At 70.6% G+C, this 25,203-nt stretch carries 4 protein-coding genes and 1 pseudogene; 4 read left to right on the top strand and 1 reads right to left on the bottom strand.

Features of this window, described 5'->3' with window-relative positions; all coding sequences use genetic code 11:
• Positions 1-91: 91 nt before the first annotated feature.
• On the bottom strand, positions 92-3,370 hold the full coding sequence (locus K7396_RS13510; RefSeq protein WP_086717346.1) for a tetratricopeptide repeat protein: 3,279 nt from the start codon (positions 3,368-3,370) through the stop codon (positions 92-94).
• A 148-nt stretch (positions 3,371-3,518) separates the two neighbouring features.
• Between K7396_RS13510 and K7396_RS13505 the strand changes: the two are divergent.
• The 4 genes and pseudogenes from K7396_RS13505 to K7396_RS13490 all read left to right on the top strand — a co-directional run.
• Positions 3,519-3,680 (top strand): annotated as a pseudogene (locus K7396_RS13505) (DUF255 domain-containing protein); the annotation flags it as partial.
• Between the two features lie 324 nt (positions 3,681-4,004).
• The gene (locus tag K7396_RS13500; RefSeq protein WP_086717343.1) at positions 4,005-5,342 is read left to right on the top strand and encodes an MFS transporter; all 1,338 of its coding nucleotides are present in this window, start codon (positions 4,005-4,007) and stop codon (positions 5,340-5,342) included.
• A 295-nt stretch (positions 5,343-5,637) separates the two neighbouring features.
• Positions 5,638-16,569: a non-ribosomal peptide synthetase gene (locus K7396_RS13495; RefSeq protein ID WP_158101113.1), complete on the top strand. Its 10,932-nt coding sequence runs from the start codon at positions 5,638-5,640 to the stop codon at positions 16,567-16,569.
• Complete coding sequence (locus K7396_RS13490) at positions 16,566-25,163, top strand: non-ribosomal peptide synthetase (protein ID WP_223659923.1); 8,598 nt, start codon at positions 16,566-16,568, stop codon at positions 25,161-25,163. The genes K7396_RS13495 and K7396_RS13490 overlap by 4 nt, the downstream gene beginning before the upstream one ends.
• The last annotated feature ends 40 nt before the right edge of the window (positions 25,164-25,203 follow it).

Raw genomic sequence — 25,203 nt, 5'->3', positions numbered from 1 at the left:
GGGTGGCGGTCGACGGCCGGCCGATGGACACGGCCGGCTGACCGGCCCGGCGGCTCGTCGGCCCGAGCGGCCGGCGAGCCGGGCCCGATCGTCACTCCGTGCCGGCCGGGGCGATCCGCACGCCCATGACCTCGCGTGCATGGCGGTTGGGCACCATGCCGAGCCGCCATGCCTGCCAGCCCGTCTCCGGCTCCACCCCGCGCTCCAGCAGCAGGGCGAACGCCTCCGCGCAGTCCTCCAGCTGGGAATCGCGGGTCGGATGCTTCTCGCGGATCAGCTGTGCCAGCTCCTCCTGGGCGACGGCCGCGCCCACCACGCTGCCGCCCGGCGAGGCCAGCGGCAGCAGCGTGCAGCGCAGGAACCGCGCCCAGTCCTCGCCGCGCCGGTCGCCGTAGCCGGCGAAGAGGCGCGCCGCCTCGTCGGCGAACTCCAGCGCCTGCGCCGCCTTGCCGTTGCCGGCGTCGATGATCAGCAGCTCCAGGCAGGACCACGCCTCCCCGTGCGGCACCCCTATCCGCTGGAAGTCCTTGCGGGCGTCCTGCAGCAGCTGCCGGGCGAAGCCGCTGTTGCGCAGCGAACCGGTCTGCTCCGCCCGCAGATCACGGGTGACCCGCCCCGAGTGGTGGCGGGCGCACGCCAGGCCGTAGCCGTCCTGCATCCGGCTGAACATCGTCCGCGACCGCTCCAGCTGCCGCAGCGCCGCGTCCTGCTCGCCGCGCTCCTCCAGCGCCTGGCCCAGGTAGTACATCGTCCACGCCTCGCCGCGCGCGTCCTCGTGCTGGTGGTGCAGCGGCAGGGCCTGGCGGAGCTGGTCCACCGCGGGGCCCGGGTCGCCGTCCACCAGCCGGGCCCGCGCCAGCTGCGTCATCGCCCACGCCTCGCCGCGCTCGTCGTGCGTACGGCCGTAGAGCCCCATCGCCGCGTGCAGCGCGCTCTCCGCGGCCGGCACATCGCCCCGGCGCAGATGCAGCTGGCCGAGCTGGAAGTGCGCCCACGCCTGGCCGTGGATGCTCTCGCTCTCCTCGTGCAGCTCCAGCGCCTCCCGCAGCATGGCGAGGGCGTCGGCGAGCTGCGCGCGGTCCCGCTCCACCGCCGCCAGGGCGTGCAGCGTCCAGGCCCGGTCGCCGTGCATGTCCGCGCCGGACTGCAGCTCCAGCGCCTCCCGCAGCTTGGCCGCGGCCTCCGTGAGGTTGCCCTGCTGCTGGAGCGTGATGCCCAGGTCGCGCAGCGCGCGGGCGGCGCCCGCCGGATGCTGCGCCTCGAAGTACAGGTCGACCACCGACGACAGGGTGGTCCGCGCCTTGTCCAGCTCGCCCAGCTGCCGGGCCGCCACACCCGTGCGCCACTGGACCGAGCGCACCAGCAGCCCCTGCCCCACGGCCCGGGTCAGCTCGCTCAGCTCGCCGAGGCGGTAGAGGTCGCCGCGCAGCAGGCAGTAGTCGGCCAGCGCGCCCAGCAGATGGGAGACCGCGGCCTGGTCCACGCCCTGGTCGGCGTGGCGCAGCGCGGCGGTGATGAAGCTGGTCTCATCGTCCAGCCACTGCAGGGCCGCGTCCAGGGAGGTGAAACCGTGCGACCCGAAGCGGTCGGCGCGGGTGGACGTCCGGCCGTCGACCAGCCGGATGACCGAGTCGGCCAGCTCCGCGTAGCCGCGGATCAGGCGTTCCTGGGCCGCGCCGCGCTCGGCCGGCTCCTCCTCGTCCATCAGCCGGTCGTGCGCGAAGCGGTGCACCAGGGCGTGCAGACGGTAGCGCCGGCCGCGGACGTGCTCGATCAGCCCCGCCCGGGTCAGCGTCGTCAGCTCCCGCTCCGCCTCCGCCTGCTCGACGCCCAGGAGCGCCGCCGAGGCCGCCGCCCCCAGGCTCGCCCGGCCCACCAGCGCCAGCCGGCGCAGCAGCCGCCGGGCGGTTTCCGACTGGTCGGCGTAGCGCAGCCACAGGGCACGCTCCACCGGTGACGCCTCGCCGCGCGCCGCCAGGTCCGCGGCCAGCGCGGTGGCGGTGCGCGAGCCGAGCGCGGAGCCCGCCACCCGCAGCGCCAGGGGCAGGCCCGCGCACAGCCCGGAGATCTCGTCGAGGGCCCGCGCGTCGTACGGGCCCGTCCCGGCCGGGGCCTCGCTGCCGCCCGCCGCGGAGGCGCGCAGCAGCTCCTCGGTGCCCGCGGCGTCCAGCGGGCCCACCGGCAGCTGGTGCACCCAGGCGTCGACGTCCTCGGGCAGCTCCAGCGGCGTACGGGAAGTGACCAGCACCAGGCTGTCGGACCGCTCCGGCACCAGGGTGCGCACCTGCTCCGGGTCCGCGGCGTCGTCCAGCAGCACCGTCACCGGAAGGCCCGCCAGATGCTGGTGGTAGAGGTCGGTGAGCCGCTTGACGTGCTGCTCTTGCGAGGGCCGCTCGCGGAACAGCAGCTGCTCGCGTGGTGCGCCCAGCCGGTTGAGCAGATGCAGCAGCGCGTCCCGGGTCGGCAACGGCACCTCGCCGGGGGTGTCACTGCGCAGATCCACCACGCACGCACCGCGGAACTGGTCGCGCAGCTGATGGGTGGCCCGCACCGCCAGCGACGTACGCCCCGAGCCCGGCTCGCCGTGGAGCACCACCACCGTCGGCTTGGTCTCCGTGCTCGCGCGGGCCGCGTGCACCCACTGCGCGATCTGTGCCAGCTCCGACCGGCGCCCGGCGAACGTGCCCTCCGGCTGCGGAAGTTGGGAGAAGGAGTGCTCCAGCAGGGACCGCTGCCGGGCCGCCGCGCTGCGGTCCGCGCCGCGCAACTGCGGTCCGCGGCCGCTCCTGGCGGCGGGCTTGGCCGCCGCGCCGCTCCCGCGGGCCGCCGCGGTCAGCATCCGCTGCTGGTCCAGGAACGGGCGGATGCCGCGCACCTCCAGCGCCGTCAGCCACTGCAGCCGCAACTGCTGCGCGCCACCGGGCCGGCCGCGCATCCCGGCCTCCCGGTGCGCCGCCGGCCAGTGCCCCGCGGTCAGCTTCAGGACCGTGGCCGCCGCGCCCGCCACCACCACGGCGGCCCCCGCACCCAGCGCCGGTCCCGCGCCCGTGCCGTACGCGAGGTCCACGCCGAACGCCGCCACCGCCGCCACGGCCGTCGCCACCGCGGGGGTGCCCAGCTCCTTGCGCGGCAGCCGCCGGGACAACGACGGCCGGTCGTCGGCGGCCTCGTCCAGCGCACGGACGTACGCGCCGTACTCCTCGGCGGCGCTGCCCGCCAGTTCCTCCAGCGCCGCCCGCGCACGGCCGAGCAGCGCCTCTCCGTCGAGCCGCCCGCCCGAGCGCCGCACCTCCTCCTCGACGGCCCTGGTCAACAGCGCTTCCGCTTCCGCCCGGTGGCCGTCGCGCAGCACAGCCAGTGAGCCCGGCATGCCATCCCCCTCCAGCAGTTCCAGCAGTTCCAGCAGTGTCCAGCGGTGATCGCCGCCCCACGCACAGTGTTCCGCGTCCGCGCACATTCCGTCAGGCCTGTGGACAACTCCCTCGGCTCCCGGCTCCCCCCTGGGAGGGGATGACCCCATGCCGAACCGCCCAGCCGCCCATGAGACTTCGCCCCATCTGCTCCAGCACGTCGACAGCCCGGTCGACTGGTGGCCGTGGTCGTCCGACGCCTTCGAGGAAGCGCTGCGGCGCGGTGCGCCGGTCCTGCTCGGCGTGGGCTGCAGCTGGTGCCGTTGGTGCCGTTGGTGCCGGTAGAAGAAGCCAGCCAGGTAGCTGTGACCTGGGATGTTTCCGAGGAGCACCAGCACGGAGCTGGGCGAGGCCGGGAAAAGCTCAGAGTCTGAACGGGATGGAGCCGTCGGCTGACAGTCGATCCGGTCACCACAGATCCGCAAGGTCTCCGGCGTAGACCAGGGCCCTGCCTCGTTGCCCGCGCGAGCACCCTCCACCTGCTCGAATCCGAGATGATCGAAATCATGACCCTTAGGGAGAGAGCGTCCGTTAATATCCCGCCTGGCGGTCAATGTTCTGTGTGCGCTTTACCGACACGCAAAATTCCCGTACATGATCGAATTTGCTTGCGGGTCGATGAACGCGGCTGGTACGTTGAACCTCATGACGGGGTGTCGGGGGTTATTCGGGGATCAGGGATTTAGGAATCTATTCGTTGCGACAGCGGCTAGCGCCGCAAGTGTGAGCATCGCAAGGATTGCTATCCCTTTGGTCGCGGTTCTAGCACTGGATGTCGGCGAGTTCGAGGTCGGACTTGTATCCACTTTTTTGACCCTTCCCTTTCTCTTGATCGGCCTGCCGGCCGGTGTGTGGGTGGACAGGCTGAGGCGCCGCAGAATCCTGGCATTCTGCCAGCTGGCTCGGTCTGTCATCTTGATCTCTATCCCTTTGTGCTGGTGGGCGGATCTCCTTTCGATCTGGCAGCTCTATGCCACCGTTCTTCTCTTCGGTTCCTGCAACGTGTTCTTTGACGTTGCATATCAGAGTTATCTGCCGAGCCTCGTAGGGCGGGACAAGGTTCTGGAAGGGAACGCGAAGCTTGTTGGCGTCCAACAGGTGTTCGCCGTAGGTGGTCCATCGCTCGGCGGTCAGGTGGTGGCGCTGCTCACCGCTCCGGTCTCCTTTGTGGTGACCAGTGTGGGTCTCGCCGTGGCTTCGATCTCCATCTTCCGGATTCGTACCGTAGAGAAGGCGCCCGTCCGCAGGCCGGAGTCCCGGATGCTCAAGGATGTCGCGGCCGGACTGCGTCTAGTGTGGAGAAATGCCCGGATTCTCGCCATCGCGGGCTCGACGGCCTGGCTGAACGTGACGTCCTATGCCGTCTACACGGTGACCATGCTCTTCCTGGCGAGGACACTGGACCTTTCACCCGCTTTGATCGGCCTTTTTCTGAGCGTGTCCGGCGTGGGCGGGCTCCTCGGTTCTTTTTTCTCCAAGCGCATATCGGAGAAATTTGGGCCCGGCCCGGCCATGTGGCTGATCCTGCTGATCGGGTCCCCCTTCGCGCTTGTTCTTCCGTTCGTCGATTCAGGCTGGTCCCTTTGGGTCGCGGCGTGCGCGAATGGCTTCACTGCATTCATGACGGTCGTTTACAACGTCACTCAGGTCAGTTGCACACAGGCTCTCACGCCCGATGAATATCTCGGGCGCGTCAATGCGACGATGCGATTCCTGACATGGAGCGTGATGCCGGCTGGTTCCATGCTGGGCGGCGCGGTAGCGGGCTGGCTCGGGTCGCGGGAGGCACTCCTCGTGTGCGCGGCCGCCGGGTGTTTGGCCTTCCTTCCGATTCTCCTGTCGCCCTTGCGTGGGATGCGCAAGTTCCCCTCTTTGTCGGACGAGAACGACGCGGCTCCTGAGGACCCCGAGGGTGCCGTCGCCAGGGGCTGAAAAGCGTCAGGTGAGTTACCCGGCGGATATTCCCCGGGGTGTGACCCGTCAAGTTTCGATTTCTGAATTTGCTGGCTCCATCCTCAGTGAAACCTGCTCGTTGTGCGGCCCCGCGCCCCTCCGTGGAGGCGTTGCGGTGAAACCCGTGCGCGCAAGCGGGGAGGGGGCTGATCTATGCGCAGAAAGGGCTTGCTGAGCGATGGCTGTGGGCAGCGACGACTTCGCCGGATCGACTGTGTTTCCCCTGGACACTCAACTCCTCGACTCCATAAGCGAGTGGGCAAGGAACAGTGGCGTGGCACCGGAGGTGGTGGTCGAGAAGACCGGGCACCTGCTCGTGGCGCGATACGGCGGCCAAGACGACGGGGCGCCCACGCTTCCGGAAGCCGACACCCCCGTCGGTGAGTGGCTGCTGGATCCGACGACGTATGGCACGGTGGGGAGCGGTGGCGTCACGTCCCCTGCGTCCCTGGCCGCCGACGGCCGCTCTGTCCGCCTCGTCGCCGCACCCTACGAGCTCCTCGATCGGGTCGCAGACCGGGCGGCAGGCCACTTCAGGACATTGCTCGCCGCCCTCGTCTCGGACCCCACGGCACCCGTCGGCGCACTGGACCTGCTGACCGAAGCCGAGCGGCGGCAGATCCTGGTCGATTGGAACGACACCGAAACGTGTCACCCGGCTGCCGCGTCGGCGCATCGGATGATCTCCCAGCAGGCGGCGCGCACCCCGCAGGCGACCGCCGTGATCGCCGGCGAGCGGACCCTCTCGTACGCGGAACTGGACGCCCGGGCGAACCAGCTGGCCCGGCACCTCAGGAACTTGGGTGTGCGCCCCGGCAGCCTGGTGGCGGTCTGCCTGCGCCCCGGCATCGAGCTGGTACCGGCGCTGCTGGGCGTACTGAAGTCCGGCGGCGCGTACGTCCCCCTGGATCCGGACCACCCGGCGGAGCGACTCGCGTTCCTCCTCGACGACACCGGGGCGTCGGTCGTCGTCAGCCAGGAGGCGCTTCGCGGCAGGCTGCCCTCCCCGGGGCCCGCGGTCGTGTGCGTGGACAGCGACGGGCCGGCCATCGCGGAGCTGCCCGCCGACGACGTGCCTTTCGCCGCAGGTCCTGACGATCTCGCGTACGTCATCTACACATCCGGATCTACGGGAACGCCCAAGGGCGTCCAGGTCGGTCACCGCAACTTCGCGGACTTCCTGATGAGCGCCGACGCGGCGTTCCCGCGCACCGGACGCGGTCAAGGATCGGTCCTGCTGTCGTCCATCGCCTTCGACTTGCCGATCCCCTCGCTCTTTCTGCCCCTGGTCCAGGGGGAGTCGGTGGTCGTCATGGAGGAGTCGGGCCCTGCAGGCGTCGGCATGCTCGCAGCGGCTTTCGCCCGGGGCGAGCACTTCAGCACGGTCAAGCTCACCCCCTCCCACCTCGAGCTGCTCCTGGAGGCGCTCGACGGGAGCGACACCCTCCTAGACGTGGGCACCCTGGTCGTGGCGGGTGAGCCGTTCACCGCAGACCTCGCGAAGGCGGCGGCCGCGCGCTGCGCCTCGTACACCGTCGTGCTCAACGAATACGGACCCACCGAGACGACCGTGGGAGCAACCCTCTTCGAATTCGGCCCCGAGGCGCCCGCGTCCGGTACCACCCTGCCCATCGGTCGGCCGATGGCGAACACCCAGCTGTACGTGATGGACGGGCACGGGCGCCCGGCTCCCGTCGGCGTGCCGGGAGAGCTGTGGATCGGCGGAGCGGGCGTCGCCCGCGGCTATCTCAACCGCCCGGAACTTACCGCCGAACGCTTCGTGCCCCACCCGTTCTCCGACGACCCGGACGCCCGCGTCTACCGCACCGGCGACCTCGTCCGATGGCTCCCGGACGGGAACATCGAATTCCTCGGGCGGATGGACCACCAGCTGAAACTCCGCGGATTCCGGGTCGAGCTCGGCGAGATCGACGCCGCTGTTCTCGCGCACCCGGAAGTGACCCAGGCGGTCACCGTGGTGCGTGAGGACCAGCCGGGCGACAAGCGTCTCGTCTCGTACGTCGTCTGCGACGGGCCGGCCGCGGTCGCACGGCAAGGGCGGGACGACGCGGCCGCCGAGCAGCACGTCAGAGGTTGGGCCGACTACTACGAGGCCGAGTACACCGCTTCCACGGGGAATGTCACGGGTTGGGTCAGCAGCTTCGACGGCCGCCCGCTGCCGCCAGAGGAGATGCGGAAGTGGCGCGAGGCCACCGCGGAGGCGGTCCTCACCCACCTGCCCCGGCGCGTCCTCGAACTCGGTGTCGGGGACGGCGCCCTCCTTGCCGCGATCGCCCCGTACTGCACGGAGTACTGGGGCACTGATCTCTCGCCCACGGCGGTGGAGCGCCTGACGGAGCTGGTGGCTCACGACCCGGACCTGGCCTCCCGCGTCACACTGCGGTGCCTGCCCGCGCACACGAGCGAAGGACTGCCGGAGGGCGCCTTCGACATGGTGCTGCTGAACTCCGTCGTGCAGTACTTCCCCAGTGTCGACTACCTGCTTCAGGTCCTCGCGCGGGTCATGGACCTGCTCGCCGACGACGGCACCCTCTTCATCGGGGACGTGCGCAACCTCCAGCTGCTCCACTGCTTCCACACCGCCGTACAGGCGGAGCGGGCACACGGCGAGCCGGATCCGGCGACGCTGCAGACCCTGGCCGAGCACAGCGCCCAGCTTGAGAAGGAGCTTCTGCTGGCCCCGGAGTTCTTCGCGGCGCTCCATGGGGTTTTGCCGGGCATCGGCGCCGTACGCGTCCACGTCAAGCGCGGCGATTACGACAACGAGCTGAGCCGTTACCGCTACGACGTCACGATCCGCAAGGGGGCCGCTCGCCAGGACGTCGCGGAGACGCGTCGTTGGGACTGGCAGGACGTCGGCGGAGCGGCCGAACTGAAGCGGCTCCTCGCCGAGTCGGACGCGCCAGCGCGCGTGGCGGGCGTACCCAACCGGCGCCTCAGCCGGGACCTGACGGTGCGGCGCGCTGTCGAGCGGGGCGACGGCACGGCCGTGCGGGACGCTGTGGCGGGCCGGGTGGACGACGCGGGGGTGCCCAACGTCGAGGAATTCGTACGACTGGGCGAGGACCTCGGCCGCCAGGTGGTGGTCACCTGGTCGGGAGACGACGACGGCAGCCTCGATGTGGCCTTCGTGGACCCGGCGGAGCGGGGCGGCGTGGTCGGGTCCCGGGTGTCTGTCGCTCCCCAGGAAGGACCACACACGTTCGCGCGATGCGCCAACCGCCCGGGCGCCGTCGGGGATGAGGCCGAGCTGCGCCTGGCACTGCGCCGGCACGTCGCCGAGCGGCTCCCCGAGCACATGGTGCCCAACGCGTTCGTGGTCCTGGAACGGCTGCCGCTCTCGGCCAACGGCAAGGTGGACCGGCAGGCCCTCCCCAAGCCGAGCGGTCTGCGCGCCGAGATCAACGGGCAGTACGTGGCGCCGCGCACCCCCACGGAAGACAGGCTCGCCCAGATATGGGCCGACGCCCTGGCCGTGGACCGAGTGGGCATCCACGACAACTTCTTCGACCTCGGCGGGCACTCACTGCTGGTGATGCGCGTGGTCAACAGGATCACCAGCGACCTGCGCGTGGACCTCACCGTCGGAGACCTGTTCGCCTGCCCCTCCGTCGCCGCGCTGGCCGAGCGGGCGGAGGGCCTCTCGGGCTCCGTGGCCGCCGCTCTGGAGGCGCGCGGCCAGAAGGACCGGGACGCTCCCCTGTCGTTCGGACAGCAGCGCCTGTGGTTCCTCCACCGGCTCACGCCCGACAGCGGACAGCTCCTGACCCATCGGGTCGTGCGGCTGTGCGGCGCTGTGGACGCCTCCGCACTCGACGCCGCCTTCACCGGACTCCTGGCGCGGCACGAGGTGCTGCGCACGCGGATCGTGCGGGGCGACGACGGCGAACCGCGGCAACAGATTCTCCCGGCAGGCGAGTTCAGGGTCGAGCTGCGGGACGCCGCCGGACGTGACGAGGCGCTCCTGTTGGCACGGGAGGAGGCCCGCAGGCCACTTGATCCCGAGGACGGACCACTGCTGCGCGCGGTCCTGGTGCGCGAGGCGGCCGAGGCGCACCTCCTCCTGGTGGTCCTGCACCACATCGTCTCCGACGACTGGTCGGCCGCCGTCCTGGCCGAAGAGGTGGGGGAGCTCTACTCGGCAGCCGTCGAGGACCGTGCCCCCGCGCTGCCCGCACTCCCCGTCCAGTACGCGGACTTCGCCGTCTGGGAGCGCGACAGGCTCAGCGGCCCTCTCCTGGAGAGCCAACTGTCCTACTGGCGCGACCAGCTTGCCGGACTGGAACCCCTTGAGCTGCCCACCGACCGGAAGCGGCCGCCGCAGCGCACGGGCGCCGGCGCGAGTGTGGAGTTCGCCCTCCCCACCGAGGTGTCCGACGGGCTGCGACGGCTGGCACGCCGTACAGGTGTCACCCCCTTCATGGCGTTCCTCGCGGTGTTCCAGCTGCACCTTGCCAAGTACAGCGGGCAGGAGGACGTGGCCATCGGGGTACCCGCGGCGGGCCGCAACCGGGCCGAGACCGAAGGTCTGATCGGCTTTTTCGTCAACACCCTCGTGATCCGCGCGGACCTGTCGGGCGACCCCACGTTCGAGGAGCTCCTCGGCCGGGTCAGGGAGTCGGCGCACGGCGCCTACGCCCATCAGGACGTCCCCTTCGAGCGCCTCGTGGAGGACCTCGCCCCGGACCGCGACCTGAGCCGCACGCCGCTCTTCCAGGCGATGCTCACCCCGCAGAACCTCTCCGACGAGGTGTGGAACTTCCCCGGCCTGCACAGCGAGGCACTCCGCACGGGCATGGACGGCGCCCAGTTCGACCTCACCCTGGTCCTCCAGGAGGCCCCCGACACCTTCCGTGGGCAGCTCAGCTACAGCACCGACCTCTTCGAGCGGGCCACGGCCGAGCGTATGGCACGGCACTTCCAGAACCTGCTGGCCAGGGTGGTCGACGCACCGAAGGAACGGCTGAGCGCGCTCGACATGCTCAGCGCGGCCGACCGGCACCAACTCCTCAAGGAGTGGAACGGCACCGGCCACCCGCTGCCCCTGGACAGCGTGCCCGCACTCTTCGAGAAGCAGGCGGCGGCGACCCCGGACGCACCGGCCGTGGTCCACGAGGACACCGGACTCAGCTACCGCGAACTCAACTGGCGCGCCAACAGGATCGCCCACCGCCTCATCGCCGCCGGCGCGGGACCGGGGCAGGTGGTGGCCCTGGCACTGCCCAAGTCCGTCGACCTGGTCGCGGCGCTGTTGGGCGTGGCCAAGACCGGCGCCGCCTATCTGCCGGTCGACGTCCAGTACCCGGCCGAGCGCATCGCGTACATGATCGAGGACGCCAGGCCCGCCTGCGTTCTTACTCACACCACCGTCCAAAGCTCGCTGCCCGCCGTCCCGCACCAGATTGTTCTGGACGAGCCGGACTGCGCGGCAGAGATCGACGCGTGCCCGGTCACCGACCCGGACGACGGCACCCGGCTCGGACCCGTCACCCAGGACACACCCTTCTACGTGATGTACACCTCGGGATCCACCGGGCGTCCCAAGGGCGTGGTGATGCCCGGTACGGGTCTGGTGAACCTGACCTCCTGGCTGCGCGCGGCCACCCCCGGCGAACCGCACGGCAGGATCGCCCAGTTCGCGACGATCAGCTTCGACATCGCCCCCTACGAAATCCTCAGCGCCCTGCTGTACGGCAAGTGCCTGGTCGTCGCGCCGGAGAACGTCCGCATTGACCCGGTGGGCCTGGTGCGCTGGCTGGAGCGGCACGGCATCCACGAACTCAACGCCCCGAACCTCGTCCTGGAGGAGTTCTACAAGGCGGCCAACGCCACGGGCGCGGTCCTGCCGGAGCTGCGCGTCATCGCCCAGGGCGGCGACACGCACGTGCTCGGCGATTCCGCCCGCGCATTCCACGCCCGCCACCCCTGGTGCACCCTGCACAACGGCTACGGCCCGACCGAGACGCACGGCGTCACCGACCACGCACTGCCCGCCGACGTCTCACGGTGGCCCGGCGTCGCCCCCATCGGCCGCCCTGTCGGGAACACGCGCCTGTATGTCCTCGACGCGCACCGCGGACTCGTGCCGCCCGGCGTGGCGGGTGAGTTGTACGCGGCCGGGGTCGGCCTCGCCCACGGCTATCTGCGGCGCCCTGAGCTGACGGACGAGCGCTTCGTGCCCGACCCCTACGGTCCGCAGGGAAGCCGTATGTACCGCACGGGCGACCTCGTGCGATGGCTGCCCGACGGCACGCTCGACTTCCTCGGCCGCATCGACCAGCAGGTCAAGGTGCGCGGCATCCGCATCGAGCTGGGCGAGGTCGAGGCGGCCCTCATGGAGCACGAGGGCATGGCGTCCTGCGTGGTCCTCGCCCGGGAGAACGGGCCGGGCGACAAGCGCCTCGCCGCATACTGCGTGCCGAGGGCCGGGCGCGACCTGGACGTGTCCGCGCTGCGGGCGTGGTGCGCGCGGACCCTGCCCGAGTACATGGTGCCGAGCGCCTTCGTCGTCCTCGACCGGCTGCCGCTGACGGCGAACAAGAAGGTGGACCGCCAGGCGCTGCCCGCACCCGAGGGCGAACGGCCGGAACTCGCCCGGGCATATGTCGCGCCGCGCACCCCGGTCGAGGAACAGGTGGCCCGCGTCTGGGCCGACGTGCTCGGCGTGGACAGGGTCGGGATCCACGACAACTTCTTCTCCCTCGGCGGCCATTCGCTCCTCGCGATGCGCGTCGTCAACGGCCTCGCGGACAAGGTGCAGGTGGACGTGCCGGTACGTGATCTCTTCGCTCATCCGACGGTGGCGGGCCTCGCAGGGCACCTGGGCGCCCAGGCCGGGGAACCGGACCGCGTCCCCCTGCTCCCCAGGCCCGCCGGCGGTGAACTGCCCCTGTCCTTCGGACAGCAGCGCCTGTGGTTCCTCGACCAGCTCCAGCCCGGGTCAGCCGAGTACCTGCTGCCCGTCGTCGTCCGGCTGCGAGGCGTCGTCGACGACGCGGCCCTGGAGCGGGCCCTCTCACGGCTCGTCGAGCGACACGAGGCGCTGCGGACCAGGTTTGTCGCGGGCCCGGACGGCGACCCGCGGCAGCTCGTGGACACACCCGCGGACTTCTCCCTGTCCCGGCTCGAGGGCGGGCCCGACCCGCTGGACGTGGTGCGGCGTGAGGCGTTCCGGCCGATGGACCTTCAGGCCGGACCGCCGGCGCGGGCGGCGCTGGTGCGGGCCGCCGACGACGAGCACCTGCTCCTCGTCGTGGTGCACCACATCGTCTCCGACGGCTGGTCGATGCGGCTGATCGCGCAGGAGCTGCCGGAGCTGTACGCGGCCGAGCGCGCGGGGCGCCCCGCGGACCTCGCAGTGCTACCGGTGCAGTACGCGGACTTCGCGCTCTGGCAGCGCGAGTGGCTGCGCGAAGCCGCCATCGACCGCCAGCTGGAATACTGGCAGAAGGCGCTGGCCGGCCTGGACCCGCTGGAGCTGCCGACGGACCGCCCGCGGCCTGCGGTGCGCTCGGGGCACGGTTCGAGCCTTGAGTTCGAGGTGACCGGCGCGGTGGCGGAAGGGCTGCGTGAGCTGGCGCGGTGCGAGGACTGCACGCTGTTCATGGTCCTGCTCGGCTTCTTCCAGGTGCTGCTCTCCACGTACTCGGGGCAGTCCGACGTGGCGGTCGGCGTGCCGATCGCCGGACGGAACAGGACGGAGACCGAGGGCCTGGTCGGGTTCTTCGTCAACAACCTCGTCCTGCGCGTCGACCTCGGCGACGACCCGACGGTCCGCGAGCTGCTGCGCCAGGTCAAAGGCCGCGCCCTGGACGCGTACGGAAACCAGGACGTCCCCTTCGAACGCCTCGTGGAGGAGCTGGCCCCCGAGCGGGACCTCTCGCGCACCCCGCTGTTCCAGGTGATGCTCGCCCCGCAGGACAGTTCCGACGAGCACTGGCGGTTCGAGGATCTGGACGCCACCCGGCTTCCGCTCGAAGCGGCCACCTCTGCGCTGGACCTGACGATGTCGGTACGTGAGGACGGCGACCGTATCGCGGCGCGCATGGAGTACTCCACCGACCTCTTCGACCGCGCGACCATCGAACGGATGGCGGGGCACTTCGGAGTGCTCCTTGCGGCCGCGGTCGCCGACCCCGACCGACGGGTCGGCGAACTGGAGCTGCTGACCGGCGCCGAACGCGAACGGCTCCTCGTGGAGTGGAACGATACGGCGACCCACTTCCCCGCGGACCTCGGCGTCCCCGAGCTCTTCGAGGAGCGCGTGCGTGAGCGCCCGGACGCGGTGGCGCTGACCGCGGGCGAACAGTCCCTCACATACGCAGAGTTGAATGCCGAGGCCAACCGGCTCGCCCGCCGTCTTAAGGGGCTGGGGGTGGGCCCGGACACGCTCGTCGCGGTGTGCCTGGAACGTGGCCCCGACATGGTCGTCGGCCTGCTCGCCGTACTCAAGGCCGGTGGCGCGTACGTCCCGCTGGACCCCGAGTACCCGCTCGACCGCCTGGCGTTCATGCTGGAGGACACCGCGGTCCCGGTCGTGGTCACGCAGGAGAGCCTGCGTGACCGGCTGCCGGGCACCGGCGCCGTGGTCGTCAGTGTGGACGGTGCCGCGGATGCGGCCGCCGTGGCGCGGCAGAGCGCAGCGGACCTGCCGTCGGAGGCGTCCGGTGACGACCTCGCGTACGTCATCTACACCTCGGGATCCACCGGCAGGCCCAAGGGCGTCGGGGTGCCCCGGAGCGCTCTCACCAACCTGCTCATCGGCCTGCGCGACCGGCTGTCCATCACGCCCGACGACCGGCTGCTGTCCGTCACGACCATCATGTTCGACATCTCCAACCTGGAGCTGTACGCGCCCCTGGTCGCCGGTGCCCGGGTCGTGCTCGCCGGCAGGGAACAAGCCCGCGACCCGCTGGCGCTCGCCGCACTGCTGACCGAGCAGCGCGTCACCGTCATGCAGGCGACTCCCTCGGTCTGGCAGATGCTCGTCGACGAGCTGCCGGACGAAGCCGCGGGGCTGCACGTCTTGACCGGCGGCGAGGCGCTGCCCCTGGACCTCGCCGAGCGCCTGACACGGCGGGTCGGCCGGGTCACCAACCTGTACGGGCCGACGGAGACCACGATCTGGTCCCTGGCCGCCGACGTGGCGTCCGGAGCGCGCGCCGTCACCATCGGCGAACCCATTGCCAACACGGAGCTGTTCGTGATGGACCGGTTCGCCCGCCTGGCCCCGGTGGGCGTCCCGGGCGAGCTGTGGATCGGCGGGGCCGGCGTCGCCCGCGGCTATCTGAACCGCCCCGAGCTCACCGCCGAACGCTTCGTGCGGCACCCCTTCTCGAAGGACCCGGAGGCCCGGGTCTACCGCACCGGCGACCTCGTGCGCCGGCTTGCGGACGGCACCGTCGAATACCTGGGGCGGATCGACTACCAGGTCAAGGTCCGAGGTCACCGCATCGAACTCGGCGAGGTCGAGTTGGCGCTCGTACGCCACGACGCCATGGAATCCGTGGTCGTCGTCGTGCGCGAGGACACGCCCGGCGCGAAGCGGCTCGTCGCCTACTGCGTCACGGGCCGAGATGCCGAACAGCCCGATGTGAGCGCGCTGCGGGCGTGGTGCGCGCGGTGCCTGCCGGAGTACATGGTGCCGAGCGCCTTCGTCTTTCTCGACCGGATGCCCCTGACCGGCAACAAGAAGGTGGACCGCAAGGCCCTGCCAGCACCCGAGGGCGATCGGCCCGACCTGGGGGAGGAGTACGCCGCCCCGCGCACCCCGGCGGAGCGGGTGGTGGCCCGTGTCTGGAGCGACGTGCTCGGCGTGGACCGGGTCGGCGCCCACGACAACTTCTTCGAGCTCGGCGGCGATTCCATCCTCAGCATCCAGGTCATCGCCCGCGCCCGGCGGTTCGGCTTGAATCTCACCCCGCCAATGATGTTCCGTCACCTCACGGTCGCGGAACTGGCGGGGCACGCGGCACCCGATACCGGGACCAGGGCCCCCGGGCTCCCGGCCACCGGAGTGGTGACGCCGACCGCGTACCAGCGGGCGCTCCTGGACGACATCTCGTATCACGGTGCACCGGGCACCACCGCCCGGCTGATCGCCGCCCCGGAACTCGACGTCGAAGCGCTGCGCCAGGCGCTGGCCGCAGTGATCGGTCACCACGAAGCGCTGCGCTTGCGTCCCGAAATCAGATGCGGGGAACGGCAGTTGCTCATCACCGCCGACCACGCGAGCGCGCACCTGGACCACCACGACCTCACGGACCGGACGGAAGAGGCCGGACGCGCGGCGATGGAGGCCGCCTGCCGCACCCTGCGCGCGGGCCTCGACCCGGCCGAGGGACCCCTGCTGCGCGGCGCCGTGTTCGACATCGGCGAACGCGGGGTCCGACACCTCCTCCTCGTGGCCCATCGACTCGCGGTGGACGAGGAGTCATGGCCGATCCTGTTGACCGACCTGGACCTCGCGTACCAGGCGCGTTCAGCGGGCAAGGACGTCGTGCTGCCCCTGAAGAGCACGCCGTTCACGGCATGGGCTGCGTGTATCGCCGACGCCGGAGCGGCGCCCTCCGCCACGTCCCGGGTGCACACGCACGCCGAGTGGGCGCCGAGCGGAACGCCCGCGCACGGCACCGAGGAAGAGCGGCGGGCGCGGCTGACCGAAGTCGCCCTGGACGCACTGAAGTCGGCGGTACGCGACTGGGGAGAAGGGCCCGCAGAGGTCGGGCTCGCCGTGAACGGCCGTGAGCGCCCCTTCGACGGCATGGATCTCACCCGCACCGTCGGCTGCCTGTTGCGTCCGGTGGGTGACGGGGACGAGCGCCCCGCCGTGGTGCTGACTGTCGCCCAGCCGTCCGGGCCGCCGCCGGCGGGTCTGGGGGAAGAAGTCCGACTGCATCAGCAAGAAGAATATTTCTCAGCACCGGTCGGCGTGCGCGTCCACCCCGTGGACGTCACCGCCGTGCTCCAGGACGGGTCGCTGTCCTTCGAGCTCGCCTACGCGACCGACACGTACACCGAGGGATCGATCGAAGCGCTTGCCCAACGCCTGCGGAGCCGTGTGACGGAACTACTCGACGAGACCGCCGGCGCAGACCCGAAGACCGTCTCGGCCGACAGCTTCCCGCTCGCGGGACTCGATGAAGCGGGTCTGGCGTCAGTCCTTGAAAGGTTCTCCAAAAAATGACCAACGTCGAAAACATATACAAGCTGACGCCGCTTCAGTCTGGGATGTTGTTCCACGTCCTCTACGACGCGTCGGACGCCAACCCCTATGTCGCGCAGTCCATTGACGAGTTCACCGGGCCGCTGGATGTGACGCGGTTGCGCGAGGCGTGGCAGGCGGTGGTGGACCGGCACACGGCGCTGCGCAGCGCGTTCGTGTGGGAGGGCCTGGACGAGCCGGTGCAGGTGGTGCAGCGCAAGGTCGAGCTGCCCTTCGAGGTTGTCGACTGGCGGTCCCTGCCGGCCGGCGAACATGAGCGCCGGCTCGACGACGTGCTCGGCGAGGACCGCGGTCGCGGCTTCGACCTGGGCTCGGCACCGCTGCTGCGCCTGACAGTGGTTCGTCTCGCCGAAGAGCGGGCGATGGTCCTGTGGACCTTCCACCACCTGCTGCTCGACGGGTGGAGCACGCAGATGGTGCAGAAGGAGGTGTTCACCCTCTACCGCGCCGCCACGGACGGCATCGGGGCCCGGCTCCCCGACCCTGTCCCGTACGCGCGCTACATCGGCTGGCTCGGGGAGCAGTCGCGGGAGCGGGCCGAGCAGTTCTGGCGCCGCTACCTGGACGGATACGCCGAACCGACGGCACTTGGCATCGGCTCGGCGACCGGCGCGAGCGGTTTTGGAGACGTCGACCTGGAACTTGGCGCCGACCTGGCGGGTCGTCTTGGTGACTTCGCCCGCGCCCACCGGGTGACCGTCAACACGGTGGTGCAGGGTGCCTGGGCGCTGCTCCTTTCCCGTTACAGCGGCAGCGACGACGTGGTCTACGGATCCACCGTCTCCGGACGCCCCGCAGGGCTCGCAGACGCGGAGTCGATAGTGGGCCTGTTCATCAACACGCTGCCGGTGCGTGCCCGGGTGCGGCCGGAGCTTCCGGTGGTGGAGTGGCTGCGCGAACTCCAGGGCGAGCATGTGGAGCTGCGGCAGTACGAGTACACGTCGCTGGTCGACGCGCAGGGGTGGAGCGCGGTCCCCAAGGGGGAGCAGCTCTTCCAGTCCATCCTAGTCTTCGAGAACTACCCGAAGATCCTTGGCGACTCGGACCTGCCCGGAAATCTTGCCGTGCACCACCAGAAGGGCATTGCCCGCACGGGCTACCCCCTCACCGTCGCCGTCGGCCACACCGAGGAGCAGCTGCTCGCGGAAGTCACCTACGACAAGAGTTTGTTTCGGCACGAGGAGGTCGAGCGTCTCGCGGGGCATTTTGTGGGGCTTCTTGCGTCTCTTGTGGCTGATCCGGCTGGTCGGGTGGGCGAGTTGGAGATGTTGAGTGCGGTGGAGTTGCGGGCGTTGGGGGAGTGGGGTGGTGGCGCGCCGGCGGGGGTGGCGGATGCGGCGACGTTGCACGGTCTGGTGGCGGAGCGGGCGCGGGAGTGTCCGGGCGCGGTGGCTGTGGAGTTCGGTGAGGAGTCGTTTTCGTATGGTGAGTTGAATTCTCGGGCGAACCGGCTTGCGCGTTTTCTGAGGGCGCGGGGGGTTGTTTCCGGCTCTTTGGTCGGGGTGTGTTTGGAGCGCGGGGTCGACTTGGTGGTCGGGCTGCTGGGTGTGCTGAAGGCGGGTGGTGCGTATGTGCCGCTGGATCCTGAGTATCCGTCCGGTCGGCTGGCGTTCATGGTGGAGGACACTGCGGCTTCGGTTGTGGTGACGCGGTCGGGGCTGCGGGAGCGGTTGCCGGAGGCGGGCTTCACTGCTGTGTGTGTCGATGCCGACCAGGGGCTGATTGCGCGGGAGTCGGGTGAGGATCTGGCGGTGGGTGCCGGTCCGGATGATCTGGCGTATGTGATTTATACGTCGGGTTCGACGGGTGTGCCGAAGGGTGTGCTGGTTGAGCACCGGTGTGTGGTGAATCGGTTGCGGGGGACGGACGGGGACTTCGGGTTCGGTCCGGAGGATGTGTGGACGTTGTTCCACTCTTTTGCTTTCGACTTCTCGGTCTGGGAGATCTGGGGGGCGCTGACTTATGGCGGTCGTCTGGTCGTCGTCGACCAGGAGACGTCGCGCAATGCGGTGGCGTTCGTCCGGTTGTTGGTGGAGCGGAAGGTGACGGTGTTGAACCAGACGCCGTCGGCGTTCGGTCTGCTGCAGCAGGAGGTCGATCGTGGGGTGGCGGGTGAGTTGGCCCTGCGGTTGGTGGTGTTCGGTGGTGAGGCGTTGCGGCCTGCGCGGCTTGCGGCGTGGTGGTCGGCTGTGGGTGAGGGTGGTCCGCGGCTGGTGAACATGTATGGCATCACCGAGACCACGGTGCATGTGACCGCTCGTGAGATCACGCCGGCCGACACGGCTGACGGGGCTGTGTCGCCCATCGGACGTCCGCTGGCCGATACGGGGGCGTATGTTCTTGATGCCGCTGGGCGGGTGGTGCCGGTGGGTGTGGCGGGGGAGTTGTGGGTTTCGGGTGCGGGTGTGGCCCGTGGTTATCTGAATCGTGCGGAGCTGACGGCCGAGCGGTTTGTGGAGCGGGCGATCGGCGGAGTGGTCCGTCGGATGTATCGCTCGGGTGACCTGGTGCGGTGGTCGGCCGATGGTGAGTTGGAGTACCTGGGGCGTCTCGACGATCAGGTCAAGGTCCGCGGCTTCCGCATCGAACTCGGCGAAGTGGAGTCGGCGCTCGTTCGCCACCCCGGCCTGGAGTCCGTCGCCGTCGTCCTGCGCGAGGACGCCCCCGGCGACCGACGCCTCGTGGCCTACGCGGTGTCGGCGGCCGGCGACGCGGAGCCGAGCGTCACGGACCTGCGCGAGTGGTGCGGCCGTACCCTCCCCGGCCACATGGTGCCCAGTGCCTTCGTGCTCCTGGACGAGCTGCCGTTGACGGGCAACGGCAAGGTGGACCGCAAGGCCCTGCCCGCCCCCGGCGGCGCCCGCCCGCAGCTCGGCGCGGAGTACGTGGCCCCGAGCACCCCCGTGGAAGAGGCGATCACCCGCGTCTGGGCCGAGGTCCTCGGCCTCGACCGGGTCGGCGTCCACGACAACTTCTTCGGCCTCGGCGGCGACTCGATCCTCACGATCCAGGTGATCTCCCGTGCCAAGCGGTACGGACTGCACCTCACGCCGCGCATGGTCTTCCGGCACCAGACCGTCGCCGAGATCGCCCGGCACGCTGAAGAGGGCGCCGTGGTCTGGGCCGAGCAGGGGCCTGTGCAGGGGGAGGCGGCATTGACACCCATCCAGCACTGGTTCTTCGGCCTGGACCTGCCGAACAGGGAGCAGTTCAACCAGTCCAGACTTCTGGAGACCGAGGGACTCGACGCCGCGACCCTGGACGAAGCCCTCGCGCTGCTTGTGGAACACCACGACGCGCTGCGGCTCAGGTTCGAGCACGACGCCGAAGGCTGGCGCCAGACTCACACCGCCGACGAGCAGGTGCCGTGCACGGAGCACCACGACCTGTCCGCGCTGTCCGAAGCCCACGCGTGGGAGCAGGTCGAGGCCGCCGCCGACGAGGTGCAGCAGGGCATGGACTTCGCGTCGGGTCCCCTGCTGCGCGCGGCCCTGTTCGACCTCGGTGCCGGGCGGGGGCAGCGCCTCCTGCTCGCCGTCCACCATCTCGTGGTCGACGGCGTCTCCTGGCGGATCCTGCTCCAGGACCTCGCCGACACCTACCGCTCCCTGGCGGCGGGCGAACGCCCCGTGCTGCCCCTGAAGACCACCTCGTACCAGGCGTGGTCCGCCCGGCTCCAGCACTATGCGACCACGCCCGCGGCGACCGGCGAACTCGGCCACTGGGCCCGGCCGAAGACCTCAGCACCGATCCCGCGGGACCGGCCGGGTGACAACACCAACGCCTCGTACGACGCGGTGACGGTCGCCCTTGACGGCGAGGAGACCGCGGCGCTGCTGCGCGACGTGCCCCGCACCTTCGACGCCCGGATCAACGACGTGCTGCTGACCGCCGTCGCGCAGGCCGTCAAGGCGTGGACCGGCGGATCGAGCGCTCTCATCGCGCTGGAGGGGCACGGCCGCGAGGACCTGTTCGACGACATCGACCTGTCCCGCACCGTGGGCTGGTTCACCAGCATCTTCCCCGTCGAACTGAGCCTTCCGGCAGTCGGCGGCCCGGCAGAGTGCCTGTCGAGCGTCGGCCAGCAGCTGGCCGTGGTGCCGAACCACGGCGTCGGGTACGGAATCCTGCGTCACCTGGGCACGGAGGAGTCCCGGCGGAGCCTGCGCGACGCGGTCCGTCCGGAGATCAGCTTCAACTACCTGGGACGGTTCGACAGTGACGTCCCCGGCCTCGGCCGCCTGGCCGACGCCGCCGAGCCCTGCGGCCGTTCCGTGGACCCGGACGGGCGGCGCGCCCATCTGATCGACATCGTCGCGAGCGTCCAGGGCGAGCGGATGTCGCTGAGCGTCTCGTACAGCAGGAACATCCACGAAAGGCAGACCGCCGAAAAGCTCGTCGAAGGCGTGGCCGCCGCACTCAGGTCCCTGGTGCGGGCCCAGCAGGAGCGGGCCGCCGCTGGGGACACCAGGGACGTTGAGCCCACGGTGTGCGGGCTGAGTCCGATGCAGGCCGGCATGCTCTTCCAGTCGCTGGCCGACACGGCCGAGGCGACCGAAGTCCGTCCCTATGTCGTGCAGTTCGTAGACGAGTTCACCGGACCGTTCGATGCCGAGTGCTTCCGTCGTGGCTGGCAGGAGGTCGTGGACCGGCACACCATCCTGCGCAGCTCCTTCACCATGGACGGCGAGAGCGGCGCGCGCCAGACGGTCCACGCGCGGGCCGAGATCCCCTTCGACGAGGTCGACTGGCGCGACGCCGACGCCGACGCCCGACGTGAGCGCCTGGAGCTGCTGCTCGCGGAGGACCGGCGCCGCGGCTTCGACCCGGCGCGGCCGCCGTTGATGCGGTTCACCCTCGCGCGGACCGCCGCCGACCGGACGGTGGTGATCTGGTCATTCCACCACCTGCTGCTCGACGGGTGGAGCGCTCAGCTGGTCCAGCAGGAGTTCTACACGCGCTACCGGGCCGCCCTCTCCGGGACCGCCCCCGCGCTGCCCGAGCCCGTCCCGTACTCCCGCTACATCGAGTGGATCGAGGAGCGCTCGCGCGCCGAGGCCGAGGCATTCTGGCGCCGCACCCTGGACGGCTTCACGGAGCCCACGGCGCTGGGCGTCGACCGGGAGACCGGCGAGAGCGGCTTCGGTGACGTGGAATTCGCAGTGGACGGCGCTCTCTCCGCCCGCCTGGGCGAGTTCGCCAAAGCCCACCGGCTCACCGTCAATACGATCGTCCAAGGCGTATGGACGCTTCTGCTGTCCCGCTACAGCGGCAGCGAGGACGTCCTGTACGGCTCCACGGTCTCCGGCCGCCCGGCCGACCTGCCCGACGTCGAGTCGATGGTCGGCCTCTTCATCAACACCCTGCCCGTCCGCGCCGCCGCGCCCGGCGACGCACGGGTCGTCGACTGGCTGCGGACCCTGCAGGAAGGGCACGTCGAGCTCCGCCAGTACGAATACAGCTCTCTCGCCGACATCCAGCGCTGGAGCGCGATACCCGGCCCCGAGGCCCTCTTCCGCTCGATCCTCATCTTCGAGAACTACCCGAAGCTGCTGAGCGGCGACGACCTCCCCCAGGGGCTCAGCCGTCACCGCCTGCAGTACGTCGAGCGGACCGGCTACCCCCTCGTCCTCGGTGCCGCCTACGCGGACAGCCGTCTCGACCTGCACCTCGTCCACGACCGCAGCATGATCGACGACGTCACGGCGCGGCGCATGGCGGGCCACCTGGAGCAGCTGCTCGCCGGCATCGTCAACGGCGACCCGGAGGGCACGGTCGGCTCCGTCGAACTGCTCACTGCGGCGGACCGGTCCCAGCTCGCCGCGTGGAACGGTCCCGAGCTGCCTCACGCCGACGACGTGCCGGTCCATGAGCTCATCGAGCGCCAGGCACAGGAGAGGCCCGACGCCGTCGCCGTAGAGTTCGGCGACGAGACTCTCACCTACCATGCGCTCAACGAGCGGGCCAACCAACTCGCCCACCACTTGAGGACCTTGGGCATCCGGCCCGGGACGATGGCCGGCCTGTGCCTGGAGCGCGGGCTCGACATGATCGTGGCGTTGCTCGGCATCCTGAAGTCCGGCGGTGCCTACGTGCCGCTGGACACGCAGTACCCGGCCGAGCGCCTCGCCTTCATGATCGAGGATACGGCCCTTCCGGTGGTGGTCACCCAGAAGCACCTGACCGACCGGCTGCCCGCATCCGTGGACGTCCTGTGTCTGGACCGCGAAGCCGACACGGCCCTGCTCGATGCCGCCCCGGTGGCCGATCCCGAGCCGCACGCGGGACCCGACGACCTCGCGTACGTGATCTACACGTCCGGCTCCACCGGCCGGCCGAAGGGGGTCATGATCGAGCACCGGTCGATGAGCGACCGGGTCCAGGAGATGCGCCGCCAGTATGGGCTCACCCCGGAAGACGCGTATCTGCAGTTCTCCTCGGTGACCTTCGACGGATCCGTCGGAGAGATCTTCCCGACGCTGATCGCCGGCGCGCGCCTCGTCCCCAGGGGCGACGACTGGACCCCGGTCGAGGTCCTGGAGACCCTCAGGACCAAGGACATCACCGTCTGCCAGCTGCCGCCCTTCGTCTGGAACGAGCTGATCCCACACCTGGACGAGGGCACAAGCCCCGGGCCGCGGCTGCGCCTGATGAGCATGGGCGGCGAGCGGGTCCTCGCGACCTCGGTGGAGCGCTGGTTCCGGCGCACGTCAGTGCCGCTGTTCAACATCTACGGCCCGACCGAGACCACCGTCAACATGACCACATGCCTGCTCACCGGGGCCGAGGCGGTTGTGCCGATCGGCACGCCGGTGGCCAACACCGACGTCCTCGTGGTCGACGGCTCGGGCCGCCCGGCCCCGATCGGCGCCCCGGGAGAGCTGTGGATCGGCGGCAAGGGTGTCGCCCGCGGCTACCTCAACCGGCCCGAGCTGACCGCAGAGCGGTTCGTCCGCGACCCCCGGGCCGAGGGGACGGCGGGGCGGATGTACCGCACCGGTGACCTCGTGCGCTGGCTGCCCGACGGGCGGATCGACTTCCTCGGTCGCATCGACGACCAGGTCAAACTCCGCGGCTTCCGGATCGAGTTGGGTGAGATCGAGTCGACGCTCGGCGCCCACCCGAGGCTCACGGCGGGCGTGGTGCTGCTCCGTGAGGACGAGCCGGGCGTGCGCCGCCTGGTGGCCTACTGCACCGTCGCGGACGGCGACCGTCCTGCGGCCTCTGACCTGCGGGAGTGGTGCGCGCGCAGGCTGCCCGACTTCATGATCCCCTCCGTCTTCACGTTCCTGGACGCGCTGCCCGTCACGGCCAACGGCAAGGGCGTGGACCGCAAGGCACTCCCGGCTCCTGGCGAGGACCGTGCCGAGGTGGCCACGCGGTACGTGGCACCCGAGACGCCGACCGAAAAGCTCCTTGCCGGCATCTGGTGCGAGGTCCTGAAAGTCGAGCGGGTCGGCGCCGACGACAACTTCTTCGAGCTCGGCGGCGACTCCTTCCTCGGCATGCAGGTCATTGCCCAGGCACGGCGCGGCGGCGTCAGGATCACGCCGAGGCTGCTCTTCCAGAACCCCACGATCACGGACCTGGCCGCACGTGCGACGACCAAGCGCGCCGCGGGGTCGAACGCGGCGCCTGACGCAACCGCGGCGGCGGGCCCGAGCGCCCCGGCCGGGACGAGAGCTGCCGGTACGCCCGGTGGACCGACTCCGGGGAAGCGGCAGTTCGCGGCCATCGGCGCTCTGACGGCGGACGGTGACACGAGGGTGTCCACCGTGGAGCTCAACCGTGGCACGGCATCGCGGACGCTGTTCGCCTTCCACGAGGGCGGCGGCAACGTCAGCGGCTACGTCCACCTCGCCGAGGCCCTGGCCCCGACGGCCCGCGTGGTCGGCATCGAGGCCCGCAGCGTGGCGTTCGGAGCGCCGCCGGAGACCGACGTGGCGGCGATGGCCCGCGGCTACTGGGAGGCCATCCGTACCCTGCAGCCCGAGGGTCCCTACCTGCTGGCGGGCTACTCCTTCGGCGGCGCCCTGGCCATCGAGGTGACCCGGCTGATCGAAGAATCCGGCGGCAGCGTCGCCCTGCTCGTCGGCCTGGACTCCTGCCTGCCCGTCAGCGCATCGAAGGAGCTGGTCGAGCGCGACCACACCGCCACCACCGATCTGCTCACGCGCCTGACCGACGCGGCGCAGGGCGCCCCGGAGCGGTCCGAGGCCGTCGCCGCCCTGATGCTGGAGCTCAATCTGCCCGCCGACATGCTCGCCCTGCGCCGCGGCGAACTCCTCGACCACCTGCGGACGATGGAGGCACACACCCGGGCGCTCCTGCACTACCGGCCGAAGGCGGTCTCCTGCCCGGTGCTGCTCTACCAGGCGGAGAGCTCCCCCTGGTCGCTGTCGATCGCCGAGAGCTGGTCGCCGTTCGTCACCGAACTCGATGCGCGCCTCACACCGGGAGACCACCTCACCTTCCTGCGCGCATCCCATGTGGGAGCGATGGCCGACGAAATCGCCAAGGCGATTGAGCAGCATTCGGAGAACGGCGTCCAGTAGCGGCTCAAGTCGCAGACATCTCCGCAAAGACTTACGTCTC

Source organism: Streptomyces angustmyceticus (assembly GCF_019933235.1).
In the GTDB taxonomy this organism is placed as follows: domain Bacteria; phylum Actinomycetota; class Actinomycetes; order Streptomycetales; family Streptomycetaceae; genus Streptomyces; species Streptomyces angustmyceticus.
The sequence above is the reverse complement of the archived record's forward strand: the minus strand, read 5'-3'. Positions and strand labels throughout refer to the sequence as shown.